Origin of the sequence: Plantibacter sp. ME-Dv--P-122b (assembly GCF_030209375.1) — a bacterium.
Taxonomy (GTDB): domain Bacteria; phylum Actinomycetota; class Actinomycetes; order Actinomycetales; family Microbacteriaceae; genus Plantibacter.
The window spans coordinates 696,663-722,873 of record NZ_JARVSC010000001.1; the positions used below are offsets into that span (position 1 = coordinate 696,663).

Consider the following 26,211-nt stretch of genomic DNA (forward strand, 5'->3'; position numbering starts at 1 on the left):
GTTCCTGAACTATGCTGTTTCGGGAGACGAAAGGGAGGTGGGCCGCGATGACGCAGCTCGAGACTCCGATCGACGCCCCGAAGCTCGGACGCAAGCGTGACCACTCCCGCGACGCGGAGATTCTGGAGGCGGCGCTCGACGTCCTCGCTGACACGGGCTACGCCGGGATGACGGTCGACATGGTCGCCGCGCGGGCGAAGGCCGGCAAGGCGACGCTCTACCGCCGATGGGCGTCGAAGTCCGAACTCGTGATCGATGCGGTCGCCTGCATGAAGCAGATCGATCCCGACTTCTCGAAGCTGCCCGACACCGGCTCACTCCGCGGCGACCTCGTCGCGATGATCAAGGCGCCGTCCATCGCCGAGGGCGAGCGCAAGATGCGTGTGTTCGCCGGCGTGATGTCGATGATCTCGGATGCCCCGGAGCTCACCGAGTCCATCCATGCGGCGATCGTGGAGCCGCGCATGGCGGTCAACCGCTTCCTGTTGCAGCGCGCGATCGACCGCGGTGAGATCCGCGCGGACGCCGATGTGGAGACCCTTGCGCTGATCAGCCAGGCGATGGTGAGCTATCGCGTACTCATGCTGCGGGAGCCGGTGACGCGTGACTTCCTCGTGTCGGTGATCGACGGCGTCATCATCCCTGCCGTCCGGAAGTAGTCCGATGGCCGACGGATCCGCTCGATCTCGAACCGGGCTGCTCGATCACGCGGCGCCGGTCCACCTCGGGACGCCCGACGCCGCATTGCGCTTCTCCGGCTTCCGCGATCCGGGCGGACGCCACCTCATCGTCGATGGCGCGGAGGCGTTCGAGTTGAGCTTCCCGTGCGGAAGCTGCGCGCTGCTGTTCCGTCGTCTGGACTATGGTGCTCGGGCGCTCGCCGCAGACGCACTGCACGAACGCCTCGACGAGGGCGTGCCAGCGATCGACGATCCGTTGTTACGTGGCCTCGCGTCGACGTTCCTGCCCGAGGGGACCTACCTGCCGCTCCTGCTGTCCATCGAGCCCGTCCTCGTCGCGCCGGGTGACGATCACGACTATTTCTCGCGGGAACAGGTCGCGCACCGCGGCATCGACCCCACCCTCGGGGCGCCGGAGAATCCGTCGACCGGCTATTACCGCGGCCCGACCCGGACGACCGGCGAGCACGAGACCCTCTTCGAGTTCCTGGTGCCGATGGTGCCGCCCGGTTGGAATGAGCGCGAGCGCGTGGCGTCCTACGAGGAGCGGCTTCGCTCCGGGGGAGCGGCGACCGTGCTCGCGGTCGCCGTGCTGGACCGGACGCAGCCGTTCGACAGCGCCGACGCCCACACGGGTCTCGTGCACTTCGTGCTCGACGGCCACCACAAACTGGAGGCGGCCGCGCGTCTCGGCGTCCCCGTGACGGTCCTCTCATTCGTCTCGGTCGACGCGAGCCTCGCGGACGAGGCGACGGTGGTCGGCCTCCCGGAGCTGCTCGTGTGTTGATCACGGCGCGTGCGTGACCGGGTGGATCACGCAGCGCTGGATCCCCCGATCCCTGCGTGACCCACCGGTCGAGGCGATGAGCGTCGCGAACCCCCGTCGCGAAGACACAGCCCACTGAGGCGTGGACTGCGGCGGCATCACCTCCACCAGTCTGCCATGAATAAGTCGTTCGTACCAGTTATGAAAAAGAGGTCGGCCGCGTGCGGTCCAAGCCTCTAGGCTGAGGCCCCGACCGGCCACGGTCGACGAATACGGCGCCGATGGATCGGGGCCGGAACACAGGCTGCCCAAGGAGATCAGGATGCCGGGGACACGGCGAACGCCCACTCAGGAACGCGGACAGGTGACGCAGGATGCGATCGTCGAGGGTGCCGCGAGCGTCTTCGACCGCATCGGCTACGGGAACGCGAGTCTGTCGATGATCGCGGAGGCGTCCGGGATCTCGCAGGGGTCCATGTACTTCCACTTCAAGTCGAAGGAGCAGATCGCCCTCGCGGTCATCCACGAGCAGCACGACCGGTCGATGCCCCTCATGGCGCGGGTGTCTGAACAGTACGACGGGGTCCTCGAACGGCTCATCCGGGTTTCGCGCGCCTTCGTCGATCAACTCGAGAGCGACCCGGTGGTCCGTGCCGGGATCAGGCTCACGCTCGATGAGGGTTCGCTGAGCCAACCGGCCGGAGCGTTCTACGAGGAGTGGGTCTCGGGGACGGCCGCTCAGCTCGACGTGGCGCTGCAAGCCGGGGACCTGGTGAGTTCGATGTCGGCGCCGGACCTGGCCCGCACGCTCATCGGATTCTTCACCGGTGTTCAGCTGACCGCACAGGCGACGGTCGGGCGATCGGACATCGCCGCCTCGGTCGACCGGATGTGGCGGCTCGCGATCGATGCCATCGTCCCCGAGACGCGGCGGTCAGCAGCGACGCGGGTCCGCGAGGACACCTTCGGCGTTGCGGTCGAACCGCGCACGGCACGACCTACCGCGTCGATGTAGCGATCCACACTGGGCGATGGACGGGCGACGTTCGTACATCTCGGAGCGACACGGCGGAGAACCGCGTCGGTGGTGGGCCCGGTGGGGCTCGAACCCACGACCCGCGGATTAAAAGTCCGATGCTCTGCCAACTGAGCTACAGGCCCATACGCGCTCTACTCTACGAGATTTCAACGGCACCCGTTGACGCGCGGGTCGGGGCCACAGGGGAGGATCGCCCGCCGGGGCGAGTACCGTTGTCGGGTGCGCGAAGCGCGTCGCAGGCAGGAGTAGGCATGACCGAGGGATTCCATCGTCCGACGAAGCTCCCGCCGTCGATGCTCGAAGCGATCCAGGGCGGCCTCGACCCGGAGGCCGTGTCGAGGATCACGCATGAGACGGCCGTCGCACTCCTCACCCGGGTGCGGGCGGATCCGGACCCCGCCGTGGTCGATCGCCTCGTGACGTACACGGACGAGCACGGGATCGACGCCATCGCCGAACTCTGGTCGCACGCCAGCCCGCGAAGCCTCCCCGGAGCCCTCTGGCGCATCTACCTGCTGCGCCTGCTCATCCGGCAGGACCCGGTGGGGACGAGCTTCAGCTTCCAGCGGGGCACCGAGCTCATCACCACCGTCGATCCCGTGATCGCAGGCGCCGCCGAGCCGACCGGGCCGGAGGAGATCATCGTCCTCGCCGATCAGATCCTCCGTGGCCTGTACACCGGCGACTTCGCGATCGCCCTCGAGCGGGCGGCTTCGTTCTGCCGGATCAACGCGGTCGGCTGCACCTCCCTGGCGAACGACCGGGACGCGGTCGACCCCGCAGACGCCGCGAGACTCACCACGAAGGCCGCACGGTTCAGCACCATCGCCGAGGAGCTCGCCGGCTGCGCCCGACTGTGGCGCACCGACTCCCTCGACTGATCCAGGCGCCCTGGTCAAGGCCTTCGACCTGGGAATGTCCACAGGTGATCCCTTGCTACACTGTTCAAGCCGGGCCGCAGTAACCCCGGGCTCCAAAAATCGCCGCTTCGAGCGGCCTTGCGCCGAGAGGCGTTTCTGCGGCCTGGCACTTGCTTTGTGCGGACATCCTCGTCCGTCTGCCGCCCGTCCCGTGATGTCACCGGAGCTGGGGTGTCGAATCGCGTCGATTCCTCCAATCGGATCCCGGGTCGGCACCGAACTCCGTGTATGACCGCCGCACTGTACACGCAGACCCGACCTCGGGTGGGCGTCGCGCAAACGGCCGGAGTCCGTGAGAAGCTAAGACTTGTGACCACGGGACCGGAAGCCGACGCTGCACCGCAGGTGTCTTTGGCGAACGTGCTCGACGCGCTCCTCATCCGCGTGGCCGGCGGCGACCAGGTCGCGTTCAGCGAGCTGTACGACCACATCGCGCCGCGCGTCCTCGGACTCGTCAAGCGGGTGCTCGTCGACCACGCGCAGTCCGAAGAGGTCACCCAGGAGGTGTTCCTCGAGGTCTGGCAGAACGCCCAGAAATTCGAGGCGGGCAAGGGTACGGCCACGACCTGGGTGCTCACCATGGCCCACCGTCGTGCGATCGACCGCGTGCGGGCCTCACAGGCCGGACGTGACCGCGATCTCAAGATCGGCATCCGCGACTTCGACGAGCGTGTCGACAACGTGCAGGAGACGGTCGAGATCCGGATCGAGCACGAACGCGTCAAGCGGGCCTTCGTCCGGTTGAGCGAGCTGCAACGTGAGGCTGTTTCGCTCGCCTACTACGGCGGCTACAGTCACAGCGAGATCTCGAACCTGCTCGGCGTACCGATCGGTACGGTCAAGACCAGGTTGCGGGACGGAATGATCAGACTTCGAGACGAGTTGGGGGTGCGTACATGACCGAGCGAGACGATGCAACAGACCTGGCAGCCGGAAACGCGCTGCACACCCTGACCCCGCGCGAGCAGGAGCGGTTCGACCGCCTGCGCGCCGAACACGAGTCCGTCCGCGAGGAAGCGGCGGAATTCGAGGAGACCGTCGCCATGCTCGACCTCGCAGCACCTCCCGTGCAGCCGTCGGCAGCGCTCAAGAACTCCCTCATGGCCGCGATCCAGAACCTGCCGCAGCTGCCCGCTGACGCCCCCGTCGACGCTCCTGTCGCCGAGGTGCAGGGGCTCCCGGCTGCGGTTCCGGACATCGACGAGGCGCCGGTATCGACACCGATCGCCGCGCCAGCCCCAGCAGCATCGACCACTCCGACAGCCCAGGAGGCCGGTGCAGCGGAGCGCAAGGCCGCCTCACGGTGGCGTCGCAGCGCCGTCGGCATGGTGGTGGGCGCAGCAGCGGCGGTCGGCCTCATCTTCGGCGGTGTCGGACTCGCAAACACCTTCGGTGGCGGATCCCTCACGCAGACGGTCGCGCTCGCGGAGATCAACGCGGCATCCGACGTCCAGCGCGCCAAGGTGTCCATGGACGATGCGACGGCGACCCTCGTCTGGTCGGGTGAGCTCGGCAAGTCCGCCCTGCTCGTCGACGGACTCGGCGCTCTGCCCTCCGACAAGGTCTACGAACTCTGGTACATCGGCGAGGGAGGCCCGGTCTCGGCCGGCACCTTCTCGGCAGCCAACGGCACCACCTGGCGCGTCCTCGACGGTGCCATGAGTGCGGGCGACAAGGTCGGTGTCACGGTCGAGCCGCAGGGCGGTTCCAAACAGCCCACCACCGACCCGATCATGGTCATCGAGACGGCATAGCTCCGGTCCCTGGGGTCGTCGAACAGACGCACCGACGACGAAAGCCCCGCCCGGGAATCCCGGACGGGGCTTTCGTCATGGCGGCGTCAGATCAACCGAAGCGACCCGAGACGTAGTCCTCGGTCGCCTGGACGGACGGCTTCGAGAACATCGTGGTGGTGTCGTCGTACTCGATGAGCTTGCCCGGCTTGCCGGTGCCGGCGATGTTGAAGAACGCGGTCTTGTCGCTGACGCGGCTCGCCTGCTGCATGTTGTGCGTCACGATCACGATCGTGTACTCCTGCTTGAGTTCCTCGATGAGGTCCTCGATGGCGAGCGTCGAGATCGGGTCGAGGGCCGAGCAGGGCTCGTCCATCAGCACGACGTCGGGGGACACGGCGATGGCACGGGCGATGCAGAGACGCTGCTGCTGACCACCGGAGAGGCCGGAGCCCGGCTTGTCGAGGCGGTCCTTCACCTCGTTCCAGAGGTTGGCGCCCTGGAGTGAACGCTCGACAAGGGCGTCCTGGTCGGACTTCGACATCTTCCGGTTGTTGAGCTTGACGCCGGCGAGGACGTTCTCCTTGATGCTCATCGTCGGGAACGGGTTCGGGCGCTGGAAGACCATGCCGACCTGACGGCGGACGAGGACCGGGTCGACGCCCGGGCCGTAGAGGTTGTTGCCGTCGATCAGGACCTCGCCCTCGACACGTGCGCCGGGGACGACCTCGTGCATGCGGTTCAGGGTGCGGAGGAAGGTGGACTTCCCGCAGCCGGAGGGGCCGATGAACGCGGTGACCGTGCGGGGCTGGATCTGGAGGGAGACGCCCTCGACAGCCATGAAGCTGCCGTAGAAGACGTTGAGGTCGTTGACTTCGATGCTCTTGGACACGGGGTTCCTTTGCTCGCGGCCTAGCGGCCGAACTTGGGGGCGAAGATCTTGGCGATGAGTCGGGCGATGAGGTTCAGCGCCATGACGATGAGGATGAGGACGAGGGCGCCGGTCCAGGCGCGGTCCACGTAGGAGGCCCCGTCGGTGCCCTGGTTCGCGTACTGGGTGTACACGAAGACCGGGAGGGTCATCATCGGGCCGTCGAAGAGGTTGTAGTTCATGCTCTGGGTGAAGCCGGCGATGATCAGGAGGGGCGCGGTCTCACCGATGACGCGGGCGACGGCGAGCGTCACGCCGGTGATGATGCCGGCGATCGAGGTCGGGAGGACGATCTTGAGGATGGTCAGCCACTTCGGCACGCCGAGGGCGTAGGAGGCCTCGCGCAGCTCGTTCGGCACGAGCTTCAGCATCTCCTCGCTGGAGCGGACCACGACGGGGATCATGAGCAGCGACAGCGCGATGGCACCGCCGATGCCGAGCCGGACGCCCGGGCCGAAGAAGATCGCCAGCAGGGCGAAGGCGAACAGTCCGGCGACGATGGACGGGATGCCGGTCATCACGTCGACGAGGAAGGTGATGCCCTGCGCGAGCTTGCCGCGACCGTATTCGACGAGGTAGATCGCCGTCAGGATCCCGATCGGGATGGAGATGACGGACGTGGCCAGCGTGATGAGCAGCGTGCCCGTGATGGCGTGCAGTGCTCCACCGCCCTCACCGACGACGTTCCGCATCGACAGGGAGAAGAACTCGATGTCGAAGCGGGCGGCACCGGCCGAGATCACCGTGATGGCGACCGAGACGAGCGGCAGGAGGGCGACGACGAAGGCCGCGGTCACCAGGGTGGTGAGCAGACGGTCCTTGGCCTTGCGGCGTCCCTCCACCATGAGCGACGAGACGTACACCGTCACCGCGTAGAGCGCGGCACCGAGCACGACGGCTCCGGGGACGTTGTAGCTCTTGTCTGCCGTCGACTGCTGCAACAGCAGGAAGATGACACCGCTGACGATGAGGCTGCCCGCGAGGATCGTGAGCGGCGCGAACTTCGGCAGCTTGCCCGCGGTGAGCGAGTTGGAGAACGGCGTGGCGATGGACGCCTGACGGCGGTCGGTCGTGGCGGTCATCAGTTCGCTCCCGAGAATTCTTTACGACGGTTGACGATGAGTCTGGCGATGAAGTTCACCACGAAGGTGATGATGAACAGGATCAGGCCGGTGGCGATGAGCTTGTTCACGTCGATGCCGAAGGACTCGGGGAAGTTCAGGGCGATGTTCGCCGCGATGGTGTTCGGGTTGCTCGAGGTGAGCAGGAAGAACGAGTAGACGGCGGCGGGGGAGAGCACGAGCGCGACGGCCATCGTCTCGCCGAGGGCGCGCCCGAGGCCGAGCATCGATGCAGACACGATGCCGGGGCGGCCGAACGGCAGGACCGCCATCTGGATCATCTCCCAGCGCGTCGCACCGAGTGCGAGCGCGGCCTCCTCGTGGAGCTTCGGGGTCTGGAGGAAGATCTCACGGGAGATCGCCGTGATGATCGGGATGATCATGACCGCCAGGACGAGGGCGACGGTGAGGATCGTGCGGCCGGTGCCGGACACCGTGCCGCCGAAGAGTGGGATCCAGCCGAGGTTCTCGGACAGCCAGGCGAAGAAGGGCTGGACGAACGGCGCGAGGACGAGCGCGCCCCAGAGGCCGTAGACGACCGACGGCACGGCGGCCAGGAGGTCGATGACATAGCCGAGGGCGACCGCGAGTCGGCGCGGCGCGTAGTGGGTGATGAAGAGGGCGATCCCGAGGGAGAGCGGCACGGCGATCGCGAGGGCGAGGATGGCCGCCCAGATGGTGCCGAAGACGAACGGGCCGACGTAGGCCCAGAAGCTCGTCGGAGCGCCGGTGAACGACGAGGAGTCGGCCGTCAGCGCCGGGAACGCCTGGACGATGAGGAAGATCGCGACCGCCGCCAGGATGACGAGGATGAGCGATCCGGAGACGACGGAGAGCGTCGAGAAGACGCGGTCGCCGACTCGTTGCTTGGCTTTGGGTCTCGCAGCTAGGGCCTCGACAGCCATGGGTTCCCGTTCTCTCGATGCGATGGTGGTGCCCCTCGACAGACTCGGGGAGCGGGTGATGCGAGTGCTGGTGACGCAGGTCGAGCGTGCCGGGCAGGACCCGGCACGCTCGACCGTTGGACTACTTGATGGACGCGATCGCGTCCTGGACCTTCTTGGCGAGGTCGGCGGAGAGCGGCGCAGCACCGGCCGACTTCGCGGCCTCTTCCTGGCCGGCGTCGCTGGCGATGTAGCCGGCGTAGGCCTTGACGAGGTCGGCGACCTTCGGGTCGGCGTACTCCTGGCAGGCGATGAGGTAGCTCACGAGCACGATCGGGTAGTGGGTCGCGTCCGTGGTCTCGCGGTCGAGCTTGATCGCGATGTCGTTCGCCTCACGGCCTTCGACGAGCGGCGAGCCCTCGACGACGGCGGCAGCGCCCTCGGCGCTGTACTCGACGAACTCCTCGCCGACCTTGATCTTCGCGACACCGAGGTCGCCGGCCTTCGACGCGTCGGCGTAGCCGATGGTGCCGGTGCCACCCTTGACGGTGTCGACGACGCCGGAGGTGCCCTTGGCACCCTCACCCGACTGGAACGGGAAGGTGTCGGCCGGCTCAGCGGTCCAGACGTCCGGAGCGTTCTTGTTCAGGTAGTCGGCGAAGTTCTTCGTCGTTCCCGAGTCGTCCGAGCGGTGGACGGCGGTGATGGGGGTCGAGGGGAGCTTGGCCTCGGGGTTCAGCGCGACGATCGCCGGGTCGTCCCAGCTGGTGATCTGACCGGCGAAGATCTTCGCGATGGTCGCTGCGTCGAGGTTGAGCTCGTCGACGCCCTCGACGTTGAAGATGACCGCGATCGGGGAGATGTAGACCGGGAGGTCGATCGCCTTGGTGTCGGCTGCACATGCGGCGAAGGTGCTCGAGAGCTCTTCGTCGGAGAGGGCCGAGTCCGAACCGGCGAACTGCACGCCACCGGCGATGAACGCCTTGCGGCCGGCGCCCGAGCCGTCGGGGGAGTAGTTGATGGTGACGTCCGGGTTGGCCGTCTGGAAGGCGGCGACCCAGGCTTCCTGGGCGCTGCCCTGCGACGATGCGCCGCTACCGGCCAGGCTGCCCTTGAGGTCGCTGGCGGCTGCGCTCGTGGCGGTGGCGCCGCCTTCGTTGGCCGCACAGGAGGTCAGTGCGACGGCTGCGACTGCTGCTACGACCGCGACGCGGCCGAAACGTGAGAACTTCACAGGGATGTCCATTCATTGGTGTGGGTGCGAGCCGGTGCTGGCTCGTCAGTGACGCTAACCATGCGGCATGACGAGCATCCCCCGTGATGGTAAACAACGGGTGAACGGATATCGACGGCTTCATGGCGACCGCCGTGGCGACGCCGCGAATGCACCACGAATGACCCCTGTTCAGGGGGAGCGTGCGGATGGGTCAGACGCGGGGTTCGTGCGTCTCGATCGCGATGATGCCGGAGCTCGGGTTCGTCCGGGAGAGGTGCACGATGGAGAACGCACCGGTCTCGAGCGCGGCGGCGCTCCCGAGGTAGGAGCCTCGGGTGGACCCGGTGGCGAGCGCGATCTCGTGCAGGATCTCGGGGAGAACCGGTCCGTGGCTGCAGAGGATCGCCGTCTTGAGCGCTCGGACGCGGCGGCCGACGACCCGGCGGACGTCCGATTCACCTCGCTCGTAGGCGTCCTGGCTGATGAGGTCGGAGCGTTTCGGCTCGATGCCCGCGGCAGCGGCGATCGGGCTGACGGTGCTGACGCAGCGCACCGCCGTGCTCGTCACGATCTTGCGAGGGCCGAAGGCGAGCAGGGTGGGGACGTTCCCTGCGGCCTGCTTGACGCCGCGTGGCGCCAGCGGCCTGGTCGCATCCTCGCCGGACCATTCGGAAGGCGGTGTGGCCTTCCCATGGCGCATCGCGATGAGGGCGAAGGTCGCGGTGACGCCTTCGTCGACCAACGCGGCGAACGCTTCGAGGATCTCCACGTCGCGCTCGTAGCTGAGGTAGCTCCGTGCCCGCTTGATGGAGACCCACTCCAGGGCGGCCACTTCGCCGTTCGGGATGAACGTGCTCTCGCGGACGGCCTGGTCGGTGACCTCGGCGGACCAGTAGTGGACGATCTTCTCGCGACCACTCGACAACGGGTACGTGGAGACACCGAGCGGCACACCGAGATGGACGCTCAGGCCGGTCTCCTCCTTGATCTCCCGAACTGCCGTCTGCGCGAGCGTCTCTCCGGGATCGACCTTGCCCTTGGGGATCGTGACATCGCCGTACACCGTCCGGTGGATGACGAGGAGGTGGACCTTGCCGTCGATGAGGCGCCAGCACACGGCACCGGCTGCGTAGATTGCCGTCGTCGTCATAGTCACTGCCTCGTCGTGTCGTGGTGCTCGGGTGGGTCGCGGTGCGAAGTCGTCAGCGACGGTTCCTCGGCCGGCGGCGGGCGGCGGTCTCGAGCATGAGGGAGTCTTGCAGATCCGTGAGCGGTCGTCCGTCAGCGTCGACCGCGTGGCGCGTCCAGACGCCGTCTGCGTCGAGCCACCATGACGACGTCTGGTCGTCGAGGGCCTGCTCGAACATCGCGGCGGTCGCCTCGAGGTGCTTGGGGTCGGTGAGCCTGACGAGCGCCTCGACGCGGCGGTCGAGGTTGCGGTGCATCATGTCGGCGCTGCCGATGAACACGTGCGGGTCGCCGTCGTTGTGGAAGGAGAAGATGCGCGAGTGCTCGAGGTACCGCCCGAGGATGGAACGTACCCGGATCGTCTCGCTCATGCCCGGCTGGCCGGGCTTCAGTGCGCAGATCCCGCGAACCCACAGGTCGACCGGGACACCCGCCTGGCTGGCCCGGTAGAGCGCGTCGATGATCGACTCGTCCACCATCGAGTTGACCTTGATGCGGATACCGGAGGGCTTGCCCTCCTCGGCGTTCGTGCGCTCCTGCTCGATGTGCTTGAGGAGGCCCTTGCGCAGGTGGCGCGGCGCGACCAGGAGCCGCTTGAACTTCTTCTCGATCGCGTACCCGGACAGCTCGTTGAAGAGCCGGGTGAGGTCTTTGCCGACCTGGTCGTCGGCCGTGAACAGACCGAGGTCCTCGTAGATGCGGCTCGTCTTCGGGTTGTAGTTGCCCGTGCCGATGTGGCTGTAGTGACGCAGGACGCCGCGCTCCTGTCGGACGACGAGCGCGAGCTTGCAGTGCGTCTTCAGTCCGACGAGCCCGTAGACGACGTGGACGCCGGCCTTCTCGAGCTTCCTGGCCCAGGAGATGTTGTTCTGTTCGTCGAACCGGGCCTTGATCTCGACGAGCGCGAGGACCTGTTTGCCGGCCTCAGCCGCGTCGATGAGTGCTTCGACGATGGGGCTGTCGCCCGAGGTCCGGTACAGGGTCTGCTTGATCGCGAGCACGTGCGGGTCGGCGGCGGCCTGCTCGATGAACGCCTGCACGCTCGTGGCGAAGGACTCGTACGGGTGGTGGACCAGGACGTCCTCGCGGGCGATCGACCGGAAGAGGTCGGGCTTGCCGTTCGGCTCGTCGGGCTGGAACTGCAGCGCGGTGGTCGGTACGCGTTTCGGGTACTGGAGATCCGGGCGGTCGATGCCGGCGAGGCTGAAGAGGCCGCCGAGGTCGAGCGGCGAGGGCAGGCGGTAGACCTCCTGCTCGGTGATGTCGAGTTCGCGGACGAGGAGTCCGAGGGTGACGTCGTCCATGTCGTCGGTGATCTCGAGCCGGATGGGCGGCCCGAAACGGCGGCGCAGCAGCTCCTTCTCGAGGGCCTGGATGAGGTTCTCGGTCTCGTCCTCCTCGATCACCATGTCCTCGTTGCGCGTGACGCGGAAGACGTGGTGGTCGACGATCTCCATACCGGGGAAGAGGTGACCGAGGTGGTTGGCGATGACCTCCTCGAGGGCGATGTAGCGCACGCTGGGAGCGGTGTCCAACGACGCGGAGCGGCGCTCCGCCGGACCGACGCGGACGAAGCGCGGCATCATCTGCGGCACCTTGAGCCGGGCGAACTCCTCGCGCCCGGTGCGGGTGTTCCGCACCCGCACCGCGAGGTTCAACGAGAGGCCGGAGATGTAGGGGAACGGGTGGGCCGGGTCGACCGCGAGCGGCATGAGCACCGGGAAGACCTGGTTGCTGAAGTACTCGCTGAGGTACTCGCGGTCGGCTGCGTCGAGTGAGTCCCAGGTGACGACCGTGACGCCGCGCTCGGCGAGGTCGGGACGGACGAGGTCGTGCCAGGCGCGGGCGTGTCGTTCCTGCAGGACGTGGGCCTGCTGTGAGATCTCGGACAGGACGTCGGCCGGAGCGTTGCCGACGTTGGTCGGGACAGCCAGGCCCGTGAGGATGCGGCGCTTCAGGCCGGCGACCCGCACCATGAAGAACTCGTCGAGGTTCGAGGCGAAGATCGCGAGGAAGTTGGCGCGTTCGAGCACGGGCAGCGCCGGGTCTTCGGCGAGCTCGAGGACGCGCTGATTGAAAGCGAGCCAGCTGAGTTCGCGGTCGAGGTAGCGGTGTTCGGGCAGCGCGGGATCGTTCCGCTCGAAGGCGGGGTCGAAGTCCTCTTCGTCTCCATCGAGGCCGACATCGAGCACGGTTGGGTCTGCTGGCATGTCTTCATCATGACACCGTGGCGGGGGTGGTCGCGACGACTGCGGTGAACACTGTGTAAATGCCGCCGCGCCGCGCCGCTGTGGAGGGGATCAGGCGTCGGTTCTCGCGTACTGCACGTCGATGGTGTGGTCGGTGAATCCGAGCGAGCGGTACAGCGACACCGCAGGGAGGTTGTCGGCTTCGACGTACAGCGTGACCGCCTCGACCCGTCGATCCCGCAGCCGGGAGAGACCGGCCTCCATCAGGAGCCGCCCGAGCCCTCGTCCACTGGCTGCCGGGTGCACGCCAACCGCGTAGACCTCGCCGACCGTGTCCTCGACCTTCAACCAGATGAAGCCCAGGAGGTCGCCGTCGGAACCTCGTGCGAGCAGGAAGTCGTCGGCGTCGAACCAGGACTCGGCCTCTCGAGCTCGGAGGTCGTCGAGGGTCATGCGTCCCTGCTCGGGGTGGTCGGCGAAGGCGAGCGCGTTGACCTCGAGCCACTCCTGCTCGTCGACGCCCGGCCGGAACGTGCCGACCGTGACATCCGCGTGCCCAGCGGTCGCCGATCGCGCGCGGCTCGCAGGCGCCTTGGTGAGGCGGAGCTGCAGCAGCGTCCTGATCGGTGAGAAGCCGAACTCCTGTGCGAGCACCCGGGAGGCGGGGTGGTCGCCGTGTGCCCAGATGCGCACCTGCGGGGGGCAGTTGGCGAGGACACCGCGCAGTGCTGCGCGACCGTAGCCGTGACCACGCCATTCGGGCTCGACGACGAACTCGAGCTCGCCATGGCCGACGATGGCCGCACCCACGACGGCGAAGTCGTCGGGGTCGACCGGCGGGTCCTGTGGTTCGACGGCGAGGATCAGCGTCCGGGCACCGGAGGCGACGTCGATGAGCGATTGATCGCTGAAGGGCGGCTGGCCGTCGACGAGCGACGCCGTGCGCACGACGCGCTCGAGCGCATCCCGGGTGCGGGCGTCGTCGACGTTACGAACCGACAGCGTCAGCCGGGGCATGATCGTCCTCGTAGACGTTGAAGCGGTAGCCGACGTTGCGCACGGTGCCGATGAGCTGCTCGAGGTCGCCCAGCTTGGCGCGCAACCGACGGACGTGGACGTCGACGGTTCGTGTGCCACCGAAGTAGTCGTAGCCCCACACCTCGCTCAGCAACTGCTCGCGCGTGAACACCCGGGAGGGGTGGGTCGCGAAGAAGCGGAGCAGCTCGAACTCCTTGAAGGTGAGGTCGAGCGGCTTGCCGTGGACCTTCGCGGAGTAGCTGGCCTCGTCGATGACGACGCCTGACGCCTGGATCTTGCTCGCCGAGTGCTCCTGCGAGGCGCGGCCGATCGCGAGCCGGATCCGCGCGTCGACCTCGGCCGGCCCGGCGGACTCGAGGATGACGTCGTTCACGCCCCAGTCGGCGCTCACAGCGGTGAGGCCGCCCTCGGTCAGGATGAGGAGGAGCGGGACCGACAGCCCGGACGCGCCGAGGATCTTGCAGAGCGACTTGGCGCTCGCGAGGTCCTGACGGGCGTCGACGAGGACGAGGTCCGAACTCGGAGCGTTCACGAGTTGTGCGGGGTCGGCTGGGATCTGCCGGGTGCGGTGGCTCAGGAGCCCGAGGGATGGGAGGACCTCGGTGCCGACCATGGAGGTCAAGACCAAAATTTGCGCCACGCGCATCCTCCCGACTGAGTTTGGAACCATATTAGGCGAACGACCGCACCCCACGTCGCACCGGGTGCCCGCTGGTGGTCCGATGGCGTCCGCTCTGTGACAATGGGTCCGTGAGCGAAACCACTCTCTCCCCCCGGCTGCGCTGGATCAGTGTCGTCTCCATCTGGGCGCTCGCGCTCGTCGGCGTCGTCGTGTCCGGCCTGCTCTGGAGCCCGGGGGAGACCTTCTTCGGGCTGTCGGCCACGCTCGGTCTCTGCACCCTGGCCGCGTTCTCGGCACAGCTGTTGACGCGACAGAAGGTGGGATTCGTCGATCGGATGTCGACGAGCGTCACCGGCGCCGTCCTCATCCTCGCCATCGGCGGTGCCGTGTATGGCCTCATCGCCCTGGCCTCGGGGTAGACTTTCCCCATGCTGCTCGCTCTCGAAATCTTCTTCATCGGCTTGCTCGTCCTCGCCAGCCTCGCCATCGCGTTCACCGCGGTGGTCGTGCTGAAGAACCTGTACCGCGGTCAGCGCTAGTCCGGGTCCCTCGATGATCGAGATCCCGAGCGGCCTGCCGAGCGAACTGGTCCCACTGTCGTGGCTCATCGGCGTCTGGGAGGGCACCGGCGTCATCGACTACCAGGTGGGCGACGAGACCGTGACCCGCGAGTTCGGTCAGCGCGTGAGCTTCAGCCACGACGGCCTGCCCTACTTGAACTACAACTCCTACACCTGGCTCCTGCCCGAGCAGCCCCCGCGCGACGCCGAGGGGGCCTCGTCCACGGACGAGGACGCCCTGTCGGACGACACCGCCGAGGACGTCGCACCAGACGGAGCCTCGGCGGACGAGTCCGGTGTGCCCGAGCCGCTCGTCACCGAGACGGGTTACTGGCGCCTCGAGCGCCCGTTGATCGAGGGCGATCCCGGTCCGGGCATGCTCCCGGGGCAAGGGCCCCGCCCGTTCGGCACCGCGCAATCGGTCGAGACCCTGCGTACGTCGACCGGCGCCTTCCCCCTGCAGGTCTCGATCGTCCACCCGAACGGTGTGAGCGAGCTCTACCTCGGCCAGATCGACGGCCCGCGGATCGACCTCGCGACCGACGCGGTCGTCCGGACCGCTGGAGCCAAGGAGTACGCCGCGGCGACCCGCCTGTACGGCCTCGTCGAGAACCACCTGCTCTGGGCCTGGGACATCGCCGCCCTGGGTCAGGACCTCCGGACGCACGCCTCGGCGCGCCTGGCCAAAGCCGACTGACGTGACCATCGCCAACGGAGCGGTCGTGCCGGACGCGATTCCGGGCTCGCCCTTCCTCACGCTTCCGGGTGCCGTCGAACAGGCGGACGCCGTCGACCACGGCGTCCCCTCCCATTACGGCAGCCCGAACATCGAGCAGCGCCTCATCTTCAGCGGTCGGGCGATCGTCGACCTGTCGAACCGTGGCATCGTGACGGTCACCGGTCCAGATCGGCTGAGCTGGCTCAACTCCATCACGAGCCAGGAGCTGCGATCGTTGTCGGCCGGCGCCTCGACGGAGACCCTCTTCCTCGACCAGAGCGGCCGGATCGAGCACGCGGTCAAGCTGCTCGACGACGGGACGACCACGTGGCTCGTCACCGAAGCCGACGATGCTGCGCCCCTCCACGCCTGGCTCGATCGGATGCGGTTCATGCTGCGCGTCGAGGTGGCCATCGCGACCGAGCAGTACGCCGTGATCGGTGCGGCGGCGGATCTCGCGGTCGAGGCAGCCGAGCCGAACGGTGTGCCGCTCGTCTGGCACGATCCGTGGTCCGAGGTCGCGGTCGGCGGCCATCAGTACGCGACGGGTGAGCACCCGGGTGCAGCGTGGACCTGGACCGAGACGATCGTCGCGCGCGAGCAGCTCGAGTCACTCGTGCAGCAGGTCCGTGCGGGGACGTTCTCCGCCGCGGGTTCGCTGGCCGCTGAGGCCCTGCGGATCGCCGCCTGGCGGCCGCGGTTGCAGTCCGAGGTCGACGAGCGGAGCATCCCGCACGAGCTCGACTGGCTGCGCTCGGCCGTCCACTTGAACAAGGGCTGCTATCGCGGTCAGGAGACGGTCGCCAAGGTGCACAACCTCGGGCACCCGCCGCGTCGCCTCGTCATGCTCCTCCTCGACGGTTCCGATTCGGTCCTGCCGCCGGCCGGTTCGAACGTGGTGCTGATCGGCGACGGCGACGACGCGACCCGGAAACCCGTCGGACGCATCACCTCGAGCGCGATCCACCACGAGCTGGGCCCGGTGGCGCTGGCGATCGTCAAGCGCTCCGCGGATCCGGCGGCCGTGCTGACGGTGGAGGCCGACGGCATCGACGTCGCGGCGTCGCAGGAGATCGTCGTGCCGGCCGACGCGGGGGCCACGGCGAACGTGCCGCGGCTGCCGCGCCTCGGCGCCGTCCGGCGCTGACCCCGGTGGGGACGGACGACGCCTCGGCCCCGGACGTGCGGGTCGACCGATGGACGGCTGCGGTGCGTCGACGCATCGCCCTCGGCGACGCCTGGCATCGTCTCGTCGGATCCGTACCGGCGGTGTTGCAGGTCAGCGCCACGGCGATCGGCGCGTACGCGTTCTCCCACTACGTGCTCGGGCACGCCGTGCCACTCCTCGCCCTGACCGTGACGATCTCGAGCCTCGGGTTCGTTCGCGACGCCCGCCCGGTCCGTGTCCTCGAGACGGCTGTCGGGATGAGCGTCGGGATCGCGCTGGCCGAGATCCTGCTCCTCGGCTTCGGTCAGGGGACCTGGCAACTCGCGGTCGCGCTCGTGCTCACATTGCTCGTCGCCCGGTTCCTGTCGCCGGCGGCGTCGTTCGCGATCGCGGCGGCGGTGCAGTCCGTCCTCGTCATGCTCCTGCCCGTGCCCGACGGTGGCCCGTTCGTGCGCACCCTCGACGGATTGATCGGCGGGGTCTTCGCCCTGCTCGCGACCGCCCTGATCCCGCGCGACCCGCGCCGCAGTGCTCGCCGGGACGGCCAGCGGCTGATCGACGAACACGTCCGGACCCTCGCATCGCTCGTCGCCGCCCTCCGTCTCGGCGACCTCGAGGAGGCGGATCGCGCGCTCGCACGGGCGAGGGCCACCCAGCCGGCCCTCGACGCGTGGCGCGGAACCCTCGACTCAGGGCTCGCCATCGCGCGCATCTCGCCGTTCCTCCGCAGGGCGGTGTTCGACCTCGAACGGCAGCGGACGATGCTCGACGGCATGGACCTCGCGACCCGCAACCTCCGGGTGATCGCCCGGCGCATCGACTACGTGTCGCGCGACGCCACGAGCCGCCCCGAGCTCGCGGACCTGCTCGCGCGCACCTCCGTCGCGCTCGGCATCCTGTCGCAGTCGATCGGCGACATCGCCCAGCAGCCGGTCGCGAGGCAGTCCCTGCTGGAGATCGCGAAGCACCTCGAGCCGGTCGCCGTCCTCCCCGACGCCTCGGTCTCCGAGCAGGCGCTCGTGCTCGTGCTCCGGCCGTACCTCGTCGACCTGCTCACGGCCACCGGCCTGCCGACGCCGGATGCCCAGGCGGCGCTGCCCTCCCTCTGACGCGAGACCGTCCTCGCCGCCTGTCGGATTTACACGGTCGTAACACGGGGGTCTTCCCCTGGACACGCCGCGAGTATACGTTATGTTCATTCCCAGTAAGCAAAGTGCTTACTGAGGGAGGGGAACCCCATGAACGACGTCGACGGCGTCACGCTCGGCCGCCGCATCAAGGACCTGCGGACGCTCCGCGGCATCTCGACCCGTGATCTCGCATCCCGGGCCGGAGTGAGCGCCGGCTACATCAGCCAGATCGAGACCGGCAAGGCCAACGCCAGTCTGCAGACCGTCCGGGCGATCGCCGGGGTCTTCGGACTCCAGTGGATGGAGCTGTTCGAGGCGACACCCCGTCGCGGCGAGCTGCTCCGGAAGGCCGACCGACCGGAGCTCGACTCGGCGTCGTCGGCGGTCCGGCACTTCGGCATCACCCGCTCACCCGCGACCGATGTCGAAGTGCTCGTGTCCGAATACGAACCGGGCATGGTCGTCGGCGACGAGAACTACGTTCACGGTGACTCCCACGAGGTCGTCGTCATCCTCAGAGGTCGGTTCCTGTTCCGCCTCCTCGACCAGGAGTTCGAACTGGAAGCGGGCGACAGCCTCGACTACCGCACGTCCACACCCCACATGATCACGAACATCGGCGACGTCGTCGGCGAGGCGCTCTGGGTGGTCACGCCGCCCTCCGGGGTCTCACCGCAGGTCTCGTCGGTCTCCAGCTGAACAGGACAAGAACATGAACGGACCACTGCACCGCACGCACCAGCCCTCAGCTCCAGCCCGTCGTCTCGGCAGCTCCGTCGCCGCAGTCGTCCTCGCTGGCCTCGTCCTCACCGGGTGCACCCCGGCGGCCGACGGCTCCGAGTCGCTCACCACCATCCGGTTCGGACTCCCGACGCAGATGGGCGCCAACAACTCACCCATGGCCGTCGCACAGCGACTCGGATACTTCGCGGAGGAGGGCCTGCAGGTGGAGATCGTCCACACCAAGGACGCGACTTCCATCGTGCAGGGCATCGACTCCGGCTCGCTCGAGATCGGCAGCACCCCGCCCGAGCCGATCCTGCAGGCGAAGGCGCAGGGGAACGGCGACGACCTCGTCCTCATGTACAACTACATCCGTCAGCAGACCGGCTCGATCGCTGTGCTCGCCGACGGGCCGATCACCTCCCTCAGCGACTTCGAGGGCGCGACGATCGGGCAGGCGAGCCTCGGCACGAGCAACATGCTCCTGTCCAACGGCATCCTCCACACCGAGGGGCTCGAGGCCGACACCGACTTCTCGAACCTCGCGGTCGGCACCGGCGCAGCCGCTCGGCAGGCGCTCGAGAACGGTCAGGTCGACGCCCTGTCGCTCTGGGACACCGAGTACGCGGCGATGGAGGCGACCGGCGTCGAGCTGCGCTACTTCACCACCCCGGAGGTCGAGTCCCTCTTCTCCACGAGTTACTTCACGACCCGTGACTACCTCGACGAGCACGCCGAGGAGGCCGCCGGCTTCGGGCGCGCCATGGCGAAGGCGACGCTGTTCACCTCGGAGAACCCCGAGGCGGCTCTCACGATCATGTACGAGGACTATCCCGAGACCCGGATCGCGGGCACCGATGAGGCGGACCAGCTCGCGAGCGACGTCGTGGCGCTGGAACGACGGATCGAACTGCTCCTGGCAGGAGACCCCGTCGGCACCGCCTCGTTCGGCGCATACGCTCCGGAAGCGGCTCGAGCCTGGGTCGACTTCGCGCTCGAAGCGGGCATCATCGACGCGCCGATCGACCCGGACGACCTCTACACCGACGAACTCGTCGAGCGCATCAACGAGTTCGACACCGCAGCCGTGATCGACGCTGCGACCGAGTGGAAGGACGGCGAATGAGCACCACCGAACTGACCTGGAGCGCGGACGTCCCAGCCATCGACCACCACTCGCACGCCGGCTACGTCCGTCCGGGCGAACACCTCCACGGGTTCGACGGGTACGAACGGGAGTACGCGATGGGGCACGTCGAGGCGAACGTGCCGCACGAGGTCTACGTCGCCTACAACCGGGCCGTCCTCGAGCACGACCAGGACCGGGTCGCAGCCCTGGAGTCCGAGTTCGGTATCCCCGGACTGATCGAGGAGAGCATCCGGTTCCAGTCCACCACCGTCCACGCCGCCTCGCTCGCCGAGGGGACGGCGGCCCTGTACGGCACCGGGACGCGGGCGACGTTGATCGAGGAGAGCGTCGAGGCGCGGCGGCGTGACTTCGCCGGGCTCTACGACCGTGCACTCCTCCTCTCCGGTACCGAACAGGTCTTGACGGACATCCCGGAGATCGACGCCAGGGTCTGGTCACCCGACCGGTACAAGCCGATCGCGAGGATCGACCCCTACCTGTTCCCCTTCGGGCACCCGCCGCTCGTCGACCGCGCGGAGGACGCTCGGAAGTTCCGCCGCGTGTTCCGCTCGATCCTGGACGGGTTGCTGGCGACCGCCGGCCTCGACGCCCCGCCCGCCGAGTTCGAGGACTACCGGGCCTTCGTGCTCGCCTCGATCACCCGGCGGCAGGAGTCGGGCACCGTCGGCCTCAAGATCGCCTCGGCCTACGTGCGGACCCTGGAGTTCCGGCGCACCACCCAGGCCGACGCGGCCGCCGCGTACGGACGACTCCGCGCCGCGGAACGCGCTGGGACGGACATCGACCCTGCGGACCACCGGTCGCTCGCGGACTTCCTCGTCTACGACATCGCCGCGCACGCCGTCGACCGCGAGCTCCCGATGCAGATCCACACCGGTATGGGACACACGGAGCCGGGTCTGAAACTCGCCGGGGCGAACCCGATGCTCCTCGAGCAGTTCCTCGACACCCCGGCGTTGAACCGACTCCGCGTCATCCTCATCCATGGCGGCTTCCCCTATGGGCAGGCGCTCGCCGCGCTGTCCCAGGCCCGGGGCAACGTGTTCGTGGACTTCTCCTGGATGCCGTACCTCCACGAGCACGCCCTGCATCGCATGCTGCAGGAGTGGTTGGAGGTCCTGCCCGCCAACAAGGTCATCTTCGGAACCGACACCGGGTCGCCGGAGTTCCACGTCTCCGGGACGCGACGCGGCCGGGTCGCGCTGGACGCCGCACTCACGGCCGGCCGCGCGTCCGGCCTCTGGTCGGCCAGACAGGCGGGCTGGTTGGCCGAGCGGGTCCTCCACCAGAACCTGCGCGACGTCTACGGACTCGACCGATGAGCGCGTGGCTGGCGCCGCCGCTGATCTCCATCGCCCATCTCGAGAAGGTCTACCCCACGAAGACGGGCGACGTCCACGCGCTGTCGGACGTCAACCTCGACATCGCGGACGGCGAGTTCGTCGCCATCGTGGGGCCGAGTGGCTGCGGGAAGACGACCCTGTTGAAGATCCTCGCCGGGCTGACGGGCTTCACGTCCGGTACTGCGACGATCGCCGGTGCGGAGATCGGCACCCCGCGCGGCGATGTCGGGATGGTCTTCCAGAAGCCGACGCTCCTCCCGTGGCGGACGATCCTCGAGAACGTCCTCCTTCCGGTGGAGTTGCACCGCAGGGTGGGGGAGGCCGAACGGGAGCATGCACGCTCGCTGTTGGCGATGGTCGGACTCCGGGACTTCGCGGGCAAGTACCCGCATGAGCTCTCGGGCGGTATGCAGCAACGTGCGGCCATCTGCCGGGCGCTCGTGCACGAGCCCGAGGTCCTGTTGATGGACGAACCGTTCGGCGCACTGGACGCGATGACCAGGGACGCTCTGAACGTCGAGGTCAACCGCATCTGGCGCGAGACGTCCAAGACCGCCGTGCTCATCACCCACAGCATCCCTGAGGCGGTGTTCCTCGCGGAACGCGTCATCGTCATGGGCCCGCGGCCGGGCCGCATCATCGACGTGGTCGACGTGCCCTTCGGCCGGGAGCGCACGCTCGACCTCCTCGGGTCCTCGGAGTTCGCGGACCTCAGCTCCCACATCCGGACCTACTTCGAGGTGACCGCATGACCGCACAGGACATCAGGCCGCGCGCGACACGCGCATCGAGTGCTCGTTCGCGGGCGAGTGCGTCCGGCGGGTCGGCAGGCAACCGGCGGACGGTGGTCGTCGGGGGCGTCTCCGTGGCCGTCGTCATCCTCCTCTGCTGGCAGTTCCTCCCGGGCCTGACCGGCACACCCGGCTACGTCGTACCCGCGCTGTCGGACGTCCTGCAGGCGCTCGTCGACCCTGCGGCGCTGCCGAGGTACGTGTCGAACGCGGGGACCACGCTCGGTGAGGTGCTCGCCGGCCTGGCGATCGGTGTCGTGATCGGACTCGTCGGGGCGATCCTCCTGGCACAGTTCCCGACCGCGTACGCCATCGCATTCCCCTACATCGTCGCGATCGAATCGATCCCCAAGGTCGCGATCGCTCCGCTGTTCGTGATCTGGTTCGGGTTCGGGATGCCCTCGAAGATCGTGGTCGTGGTTCTGCTCGCGTTCTTCCCGGTGCTCGTGAACACGATCCACGGCATCCGCGGTGTCGACCGTGACCAGGTCGAGCTGTTCGAAGCCAATGGGGCGAGTGCCGGGCAGATCCGGAGGAAGCTGCTCATCCCCGCCGCGCTCCCGAGTATCTTCAGTGGACTCGAACTGGCGGTCGCGAACGCCATGATCGGCGCCATCGTCGCCGAGTTCGTGGGCGCACAGCACGGGCTCGGCGTTCTGATCCTGCAGGCGCAGGGGGCCATGCAGACGGCGGCGGTGTTCGCGCTGTTGATCATCCTCTCGGCGCTCGGGATCACCTTGAACGCCCTCGTGCGGCTCGCTCGCCGGAAGGTCATCTTCTGGCAGCAGGACGCCCCGCGCTGACCGTTCAGCGCAGCCGAGCCGTGGCGGCGGTCGTCTCCGAGTGGTCGGGGGCGACCGCCGACCACGGCAGCGTCAGCTCGCCCAGGCGCCAGCGGTTCTGGCCGGCCAGCACCGGCCAGCCGCCGTCCCGGAGCGTCCGGACGGTCGCCGACCAGCGCTGGACCGGGCTGTAGACCGCCAGTGGCGCGTGCACGCGCCAGGCGCGGTCGAGGTCCGTCATCAGGGCGTGAACGCGTTCACCCGAGACGTTGTGATGGATCAGCGCCTTCGGCAGTCGCTCGGCGACGATGGACGGCAGTTCGAGGTCGGCGAGCCGCAGACTGATCGAGAAGGAAGCCGCTCGCCCCTGGTCGTCGACGGCGACCCAGCTGGACACCCGTCCGATCTCGTCACACGTCCCCTCGACGAGCACTCCGCCGGGCTGCAGCCGCGACGCCATGAGGCGCCAGGCCCCCGCGACCTCGGCTTGGTCATACTGCCGGAGCACGTTGAACGCGCGGATCACCGCGGGACGGTCCTCGCCGGTCGGCACCTCGAACCCTCCGCGTGCGAAGGAGACGGCGGCCGTCGGCATGAACCGGGTCGTGCCCGCTCGCACCTGCTGCAGCTGCGCGTCAGCGGTGCGGACGCGCCCCGGTTCGATCTCGAATCCGATGACCCGTACGTCGGGTCTGACGGCGAGCAGTCGGTCGTGCAGTTCCAACGCCGTGACGCCGCTCGCGCCGTAGCCGAGGTCCACCACCAGCGGGTTCGTCGTCCGTCTGAGTGAGGGGTGGGTCGCGATCCAGCGGTCCACCCGCCGGAGCCGGTTCGTACCCGTCGTCCCGCGGGTGATCGATCCGACGGGCATGGACCCATTCTCCCTCACGGAGCGGGGTCATCGTCCACCTCGCGGTCATGCGCCGTCGGTATGCTGGGGACATGCCTGAGACTTACACCCTCGTCCTGCTGCGCCACGGCAACAGCGACTGGAATCAGAAGAACCTGTTCACCGGTTGGGTCGACGTCCGACTCAGCGAACTCGGCGTCACCGAGGCCAAGCGTGCGGGCGAACTGCTCGCCGACTCCGGCATCACCCCGGACGTGCTGTACACCTCGGTCCTCTCCCGAGCGATCCAAACGGCGAACCTCGCCCTCGAGACCGCCGACCGCATGTGGATCCCGGTCAAGCGCAGCTGGCGCCTCAACGAGCGTCACTACGGCGCGCTGCAGGGCAAGGACAAGGCGCAGACGCTCGCCGAGTACGGTCCGGAGCGGTTCCAGACCTGGCGTCGTTCCTTCGACGTGCCGCCGCCGCCCATCGCCGATGACGACGAGTGGTCGCAGGCCGATGACCCCCGGTATGTCGGGATCGACGGCGAACTGCCGCGCACCGAGTGCCTGAAGGACGTCATCGACCGGATGTTGCCCTACTGGGAGTCCGACATCACGGTCGACCTGGCTGCCGGCAAGACCGTCCTCGTGACGGCGCACGGCAACTCGCTCCGCGCACTCGTGAAGCACCTCGACGACATCTCGGACGACGAGATCGCCGAGCTGAACATCCCCACCGGCATCCCGCTCGTCTACGAGCTCGACGCGGACTTCCGCCCGGTCGCCCCGGCCCGGTACCTCGATCCCGAGGCTGCAGCAGCAGGCGCCGCCGCCGTCGCGGCGCAGGGGAAGAAGTAGCGGAAACCCCACCAAACCACCACCCCGGTCGGGAGTGCGTCTTGGCGACATCGTCGCTGAAAGTGCCCCTGGCCGGGGTTTTCCGTGTCTGAAAAAAGGGGTTGAACCGCCTCGGGGTTGGGCGTACAGTGACTGCACTGTAACCCGATTGGGGGGATACGCATGGAGCAGTCGACCGACGGCACCCGTTTCCCCCTGTGGCGCGCCCTGGCGCTCGGTGGCTTCGCCGCCGCTGCGTTCACGGCGGTGGCCCTCTTCGGGTCCCCGTCCTCCGCGCATGCCGACGACGGCGGGTCCGGCGCCTCCGATCCGTCGCTCCTTGGTGCGGTGACCGAGGTCGTCGGCTCCCTCGAACGGCCCGTCGACGCGGTCGCCGAGGTCGTCGACGTGGTCGACACCACGGTGCTCGAACCGGTGGTCGACGTCGTCGACGAGACCGTCGCAGCGGTACCGGTGGTGAACGACGTGGTCGAGGAGACCGTCGGTGCCGCACCTGTCGCCGCGATCGTCGATCCGGTGGTGCAAACGGTCGACGAGACGTTGACCGGCGTCGCCGACGTCGTCGCCGCGGTCCCGGTCCCCAGCACGCCGATCATCGATCCGGTCGTCCCAGCGCTTCCGCAGGGCCCGGCAGAGGACGTGTCGGCCACTGACTCGACCGCCGTCGGCGCGATCCTCCCGACGACCGTCCTCGGACCGCCGTCCGTCCACCAGGGCGACTCGACGATCGTGTCGGGCGGCCAGGATCTCGAAGACACGTCGTCCACCGCGGCCGTCCTCGCCGACACCGGATCGTCCAGCCTCCCCGCCACCCCAACGAACCTTCCGCTGCTGCCGGACGCCGACGGCCGCTGGGCCGTCACGCCGAATGGCTCCGGGTCGTCCGGCTCCGGGGCGACCGCCGGCGGCCCCGCCGCGGCAGAACAGTCGATCTCCGTCATCCTCCCTGCACCCGGCGACGACCGTCGCGGACCCGCGGGGGACGACGACCTCCCGGCTTCACCCACGTTCCCCTCCGATACCTCTCCTGACTGACCCCCGGATCACTCTGCCGTTCGCGGCGGAGGCCCGCCCATCTGGCGGTTCAACGGTCCGAAGCCTCCCGACATGGGAGCACATCAGTCACTCTGCAAGGAGCAGGAATCATGAATTCGTATGTCAAGAAAGGCCTCTACTGTGGCCTGTTCGTCGCGGGACTCACGTTCCTCGGCGCCACGGCGGCCAACGCCGACACGTCCGGGGACGACAGTATCCTCGGCGGAACCCTCGTCGACGTGGTCCTCGAGGCCCCCGTCGAGATCGTCGACACCGCGGTGAGTGTCGTCGGCGACTCGTCGGCGACGTCCGCACCGGAAGCGGCGCCTGAGCCGGCGCCGGCACCTGAACCGGCACCAGCGCCGGAGCCGGCCCCCGCCACCACCAGTGGTGACGACAGTGTCGCGGGTGGGAACCAGGTCCAGTTGCCCGTCTCCATCCCGGTGACGGTCGAGGACAACGCGATCTCGGTCATCGGCGATGCCGAGCAGTCGGGTTCGACGTCCGGACCGGTGGCGGGGGAGTCCGCCTCGCCGGTCACCGACGAGGCGACGACGTCCGGTGACGAGAGTGTCGCCGGTGGGAACCAGGTGGCGCCGGTGGTGACCGTTCCGGTCACGGTCGGTGGGAACGCCATCTCGCTGTTCGGTGACTCGAGCAGTGAGCAGGCGGGTGCGCCTGCCACGTCGGGTGGTGCGGCTGTTCCGGCGGCGCCGTCGACGACGACCGGTGACGAGAGTGTCGCCGGTGGGAACCAGGTGTCGCCGGTGGTGACCGTTCCGGTCACGGTCG

General features: G+C 68.3%; 27 protein-coding genes and 1 tRNA gene. 18 read left to right on the forward strand and 10 right to left on the reverse strand.

Annotated features, from left to right (window positions below):
- Positions 1-47: 47 nt before the first annotated feature.
- From QRN19_RS03315 to QRN19_RS03325, 3 genes are all read left to right on the forward strand, one after another.
- A complete protein-coding gene (locus QRN19_RS03315) occupies positions 48-659 on the forward strand; it encodes a TetR/AcrR family transcriptional regulator (protein WP_192018302.1) in 612 nt (203 codons plus the stop codon).
- A 4-nt stretch (positions 660-663) separates the two neighbouring features.
- Positions 664-1,467 carry a ParB N-terminal domain-containing protein gene (locus tag QRN19_RS03320; RefSeq protein ID WP_285025219.1) on the forward strand — a complete coding sequence of 268 codons (804 nt, stop codon included), beginning with the start codon at positions 664-666 and terminating at the stop codon, positions 1,465-1,467.
- Between the two features lie 301 nt (positions 1,468-1,768).
- On the forward strand, positions 1,769-2,461 hold the full coding sequence (locus QRN19_RS03325; RefSeq protein ID WP_285025220.1) for a ScbR family autoregulator-binding transcription factor: 693 nt from the start codon (positions 1,769-1,771) through the stop codon (positions 2,459-2,461).
- Between the two features lie 70 nt (positions 2,462-2,531).
- Here the strand turns inward: QRN19_RS03325 and QRN19_RS03330 are convergent.
- Positions 2,532-2,607, reverse strand: a tRNA-Lys gene (locus QRN19_RS03330).
- Positions 2,608-2,736: 129 nt separating this feature from the next.
- Between QRN19_RS03330 and QRN19_RS03335 the strand changes: the two genes are divergently transcribed.
- The 3 genes from QRN19_RS03335 to QRN19_RS03345 all read left to right on the forward strand — a co-directional run bounded on the left by QRN19_RS03335 (position 2,737) and on the right by QRN19_RS03345 (position 5,159).
- The gene (locus tag QRN19_RS03335; RefSeq protein ID WP_086474394.1) at positions 2,737-3,366 is read left to right on the forward strand and encodes a DNA-directed RNA polymerase subunit beta; all 630 of its coding nucleotides are present in this window, start codon (positions 2,737-2,739) and stop codon (positions 3,364-3,366) included.
- A 348-nt stretch (positions 3,367-3,714) separates the two neighbouring features.
- Positions 3,715-4,305 (forward strand): ECF RNA polymerase sigma factor SigK, encoded by a 591-nt coding sequence (gene sigK / locus QRN19_RS03340; RefSeq protein WP_229940357.1) that lies wholly within the window; start codon positions 3,715-3,717, stop codon positions 4,303-4,305.
- Entirely contained in the window at positions 4,302-5,159 is an 858-nt protein-coding gene (locus tag QRN19_RS03345; protein ID WP_285025221.1) for an anti-sigma factor, read from the forward strand. The genes sigK and QRN19_RS03345 overlap by 4 nt, the downstream gene beginning before the upstream one ends.
- Positions 5,160-5,250: 91 nt before the next feature.
- On the opposite strand, the gene pstB is transcribed toward QRN19_RS03345, so the two are convergent.
- From pstB to QRN19_RS03385, 8 genes are all read right to left on the reverse strand, one after another.
- The gene (gene pstB, locus QRN19_RS03350; protein ID WP_285025222.1) at positions 5,251-6,030 is read right to left on the reverse strand and encodes a phosphate ABC transporter ATP-binding protein PstB; all 780 of its coding nucleotides are present in this window, start codon (positions 6,028-6,030) and stop codon (positions 5,251-5,253) included.
- Between the two features lie 20 nt (positions 6,031-6,050).
- A complete protein-coding gene (gene pstA, locus QRN19_RS03355; protein WP_285025223.1) occupies positions 6,051-7,151 on the reverse strand; it encodes a phosphate ABC transporter permease PstA in 1,101 nt (366 codons plus the stop codon).
- Positions 7,151-8,095: a phosphate ABC transporter permease subunit PstC gene (gene pstC, locus QRN19_RS03360; RefSeq protein ID WP_079705344.1), complete on the reverse strand. Its 945-nt coding sequence runs from the start codon at positions 8,093-8,095 to the stop codon at positions 7,151-7,153. Before pstC ends, pstA begins: the two co-directional genes overlap by 1 nt.
- Before the next feature lie 121 nt (positions 8,096-8,216).
- Positions 8,217-9,308: a phosphate ABC transporter substrate-binding protein PstS gene (gene pstS, locus QRN19_RS03365; protein WP_085511019.1), complete on the reverse strand. Its 1,092-nt coding sequence runs from the start codon at positions 9,306-9,308 to the stop codon at positions 8,217-8,219.
- Between the two features lie 193 nt (positions 9,309-9,501).
- Positions 9,502-10,440, reverse strand: coding sequence for an NUDIX hydrolase (locus tag QRN19_RS03370; RefSeq protein ID WP_285025226.1), 939 nt, complete (start codon positions 10,438-10,440; stop codon positions 9,502-9,504).
- A gap of 52 nt (positions 10,441-10,492) precedes the next feature.
- On the reverse strand, positions 10,493-12,688 hold the full coding sequence (locus QRN19_RS03375) for an RNA degradosome polyphosphate kinase (protein ID WP_285025228.1): 2,196 nt from the start codon (positions 12,686-12,688) through the stop codon (positions 10,493-10,495).
- A gap of 90 nt (positions 12,689-12,778) precedes the next feature.
- Entirely contained in the window at positions 12,779-13,684 is a 906-nt protein-coding gene (gene mshD / locus QRN19_RS03380) for a mycothiol synthase (RefSeq protein WP_285025230.1), read from the reverse strand.
- A complete protein-coding gene (locus tag QRN19_RS03385) occupies positions 13,656-14,345 on the reverse strand; it encodes a response regulator transcription factor (protein ID WP_175116223.1) in 690 nt (229 codons plus the stop codon). Before QRN19_RS03385 ends, mshD begins: the two co-directional genes overlap by 29 nt.
- 110 nt (positions 14,346-14,455) lie before the next feature.
- On the opposite strand from QRN19_RS03385, the gene QRN19_RS03390 reads away from it, so the two are divergent.
- From QRN19_RS03390 to QRN19_RS03430, 9 genes are all read left to right on the forward strand, one after another.
- The gene (locus QRN19_RS03390; protein ID WP_064296602.1) at positions 14,456-14,746 is read left to right on the forward strand and encodes a hypothetical protein; all 291 of its coding nucleotides are present in this window, start codon (positions 14,456-14,458) and stop codon (positions 14,744-14,746) included.
- A gap of 133 nt (positions 14,747-14,879) precedes the next feature.
- Entirely contained in the window at positions 14,880-15,584 is a 705-nt protein-coding gene (locus tag QRN19_RS03395) for a heme-binding beta-barrel domain-containing protein (protein ID WP_285025232.1), read from the forward strand.
- Between the two features lies 1 nt (position 15,585).
- Complete coding sequence (gene ygfZ, locus QRN19_RS03400) at positions 15,586-16,752, forward strand: CAF17-like 4Fe-4S cluster assembly/insertion protein YgfZ (RefSeq protein WP_502928021.1); 1,167 nt, start codon at positions 15,586-15,588, stop codon at positions 16,750-16,752.
- Positions 16,753-16,814: 62 nt separating this feature from the next.
- Entirely contained in the window at positions 16,815-17,882 is a 1,068-nt protein-coding gene (locus tag QRN19_RS03405) for an FUSC family protein (RefSeq protein WP_285025233.1), read from the forward strand.
- A gap of 129 nt (positions 17,883-18,011) precedes the next feature.
- Positions 18,012-18,602 carry a helix-turn-helix domain-containing protein gene (locus tag QRN19_RS03410; RefSeq protein WP_285025234.1) on the forward strand — a complete coding sequence of 197 codons (591 nt, stop codon included), beginning with the start codon at positions 18,012-18,014 and terminating at the stop codon, positions 18,600-18,602.
- Positions 18,603-18,615: 13 nt separating this feature from the next.
- Positions 18,616-19,752 (forward strand): ABC transporter substrate-binding protein, encoded by a 1,137-nt coding sequence (locus QRN19_RS03415; RefSeq protein ID WP_285025236.1) that lies wholly within the window; start codon positions 18,616-18,618, stop codon positions 19,750-19,752.
- Positions 19,749-21,098 (forward strand): amidohydrolase family protein, encoded by a 1,350-nt coding sequence (locus QRN19_RS03420; protein ID WP_285025238.1) that lies wholly within the window; start codon positions 19,749-19,751, stop codon positions 21,096-21,098. The genes QRN19_RS03415 and QRN19_RS03420 overlap by 4 nt, the downstream gene beginning before the upstream one ends.
- On the forward strand, positions 21,095-21,871 hold the full coding sequence (locus QRN19_RS03425) for an ABC transporter ATP-binding protein (RefSeq protein WP_285025239.1): 777 nt from the start codon (positions 21,095-21,097) through the stop codon (positions 21,869-21,871). Before QRN19_RS03420 ends, QRN19_RS03425 begins: the two co-directional genes overlap by 4 nt.
- Complete coding sequence (locus QRN19_RS03430; protein WP_285025240.1) at positions 21,868-22,713, forward strand: ABC transporter permease; 846 nt, start codon at positions 21,868-21,870, stop codon at positions 22,711-22,713. The genes QRN19_RS03425 and QRN19_RS03430 overlap by 4 nt, the downstream gene beginning before the upstream one ends.
- Before the next feature lie 4 nt (positions 22,714-22,717).
- Here QRN19_RS03430 and QRN19_RS03435 read toward each other — a convergent pair whose 3' ends face one another.
- The gene (locus QRN19_RS03435; RefSeq protein WP_285025242.1) at positions 22,718-23,563 is read right to left on the reverse strand and encodes a class I SAM-dependent methyltransferase; all 846 of its coding nucleotides are present in this window, start codon (positions 23,561-23,563) and stop codon (positions 22,718-22,720) included.
- A 71-nt stretch (positions 23,564-23,634) separates the two neighbouring features.
- Here QRN19_RS03435 and QRN19_RS03440 point away from each other — a divergent pair, with 71 nt between their 5' ends.
- The 3 genes from QRN19_RS03440 to QRN19_RS03450 all read left to right on the forward strand — a co-directional run.
- Positions 23,635-24,384, forward strand: a complete 750-nt coding sequence (locus QRN19_RS03440; protein ID WP_285025243.1) for a phosphoglyceromutase — start codon at positions 23,635-23,637, stop codon at positions 24,382-24,384.
- 162 nt (positions 24,385-24,546) lie between these two features.
- Entirely contained in the window at positions 24,547-25,419 is an 873-nt protein-coding gene (locus QRN19_RS03445; protein ID WP_285025244.1) for a hypothetical protein, read from the forward strand.
- Positions 25,420-25,529: 110 nt separating this feature from the next.
- The coding region (locus QRN19_RS03450) for a chaplin family protein (RefSeq protein ID WP_285025246.1) at positions 25,530-26,211 on the forward strand (682 nt) is incomplete at its 3' end.

Excerpts from the sequence above, each read along its gene's own strand:
- QRN19_RS03325 (WP_285025220.1), top strand. The coding sequence starts at position 1,769 with ATGCCGGGGACACGGCGAACGCCCACTCAGGAACGCGGACAGGTGACG.
- QRN19_RS03375 (WP_285025228.1), bottom strand. The coding sequence starts at position 12,688 with ATGCCAGCAGACCCAACCGTGCTCGATGTCGGCCTCGATGGAGACGAA.
- QRN19_RS03420 (WP_285025238.1), top strand. The coding sequence starts at position 19,749 with ATGAGCACCACCGAACTGACCTGGAGCGCGGACGTCCCAGCCATCGAC.
- QRN19_RS03320 (WP_285025219.1), top strand. The coding sequence starts at position 664 with ATGGCCGACGGATCCGCTCGATCTCGAACCGGGCTGCTCGATCACGCG.
- QRN19_RS03335 (WP_086474394.1), top strand. The coding sequence starts at position 2,737 with ATGACCGAGGGATTCCATCGTCCGACGAAGCTCCCGCCGTCGATGCTC.
- QRN19_RS03395 (WP_285025232.1), top strand. The coding sequence starts at position 14,880 with ATGATCGAGATCCCGAGCGGCCTGCCGAGCGAACTGGTCCCACTGTCG.
- QRN19_RS03445 (WP_285025244.1), top strand. The coding sequence starts at position 24,547 with ATGGAGCAGTCGACCGACGGCACCCGTTTCCCCCTGTGGCGCGCCCTG.
- QRN19_RS03410 (WP_285025234.1), top strand. The coding sequence starts at position 18,012 with ATGAACGACGTCGACGGCGTCACGCTCGGCCGCCGCATCAAGGACCTG.
- QRN19_RS03370 (WP_285025226.1), bottom strand. The coding sequence starts at position 10,440 with ATGACGACGACGGCAATCTACGCAGCCGGTGCCGTGTGCTGGCGCCTC.
- QRN19_RS03425 (WP_285025239.1), top strand. The coding sequence starts at position 21,095 with ATGAGCGCGTGGCTGGCGCCGCCGCTGATCTCCATCGCCCATCTCGAG.
- QRN19_RS03345 (WP_285025221.1), top strand. The coding sequence starts at position 4,302 with ATGACCGAGCGAGACGATGCAACAGACCTGGCAGCCGGAAACGCGCTG.
- pstC (WP_079705344.1), bottom strand. The coding sequence starts at position 8,095 with ATGGCTGTCGAGGCCCTAGCTGCGAGACCCAAAGCCAAGCAACGAGTC.
- QRN19_RS03415 (WP_285025236.1), top strand. The coding sequence starts at position 18,616 with ATGAACGGACCACTGCACCGCACGCACCAGCCCTCAGCTCCAGCCCGT.
- QRN19_RS03435 (WP_285025242.1), bottom strand. The coding sequence starts at position 23,563 with ATGCCCGTCGGATCGATCACCCGCGGGACGACGGGTACGAACCGGCTC.
- QRN19_RS03315 (WP_192018302.1), top strand. The coding sequence starts at position 48 with ATGACGCAGCTCGAGACTCCGATCGACGCCCCGAAGCTCGGACGCAAG.
- mshD (WP_285025230.1), bottom strand. The coding sequence starts at position 13,684 with ATGCCCCGGCTGACGCTGTCGGTTCGTAACGTCGACGACGCCCGCACC.
- QRN19_RS03430 (WP_285025240.1), top strand. The coding sequence starts at position 21,868 with ATGACCGCACAGGACATCAGGCCGCGCGCGACACGCGCATCGAGTGCT.
- pstA (WP_285025223.1), bottom strand. The coding sequence starts at position 7,151 with ATGACCGCCACGACCGACCGCCGTCAGGCGTCCATCGCCACGCCGTTC.
- QRN19_RS03440 (WP_285025243.1), top strand. The coding sequence starts at position 23,635 with ATGCCTGAGACTTACACCCTCGTCCTGCTGCGCCACGGCAACAGCGAC.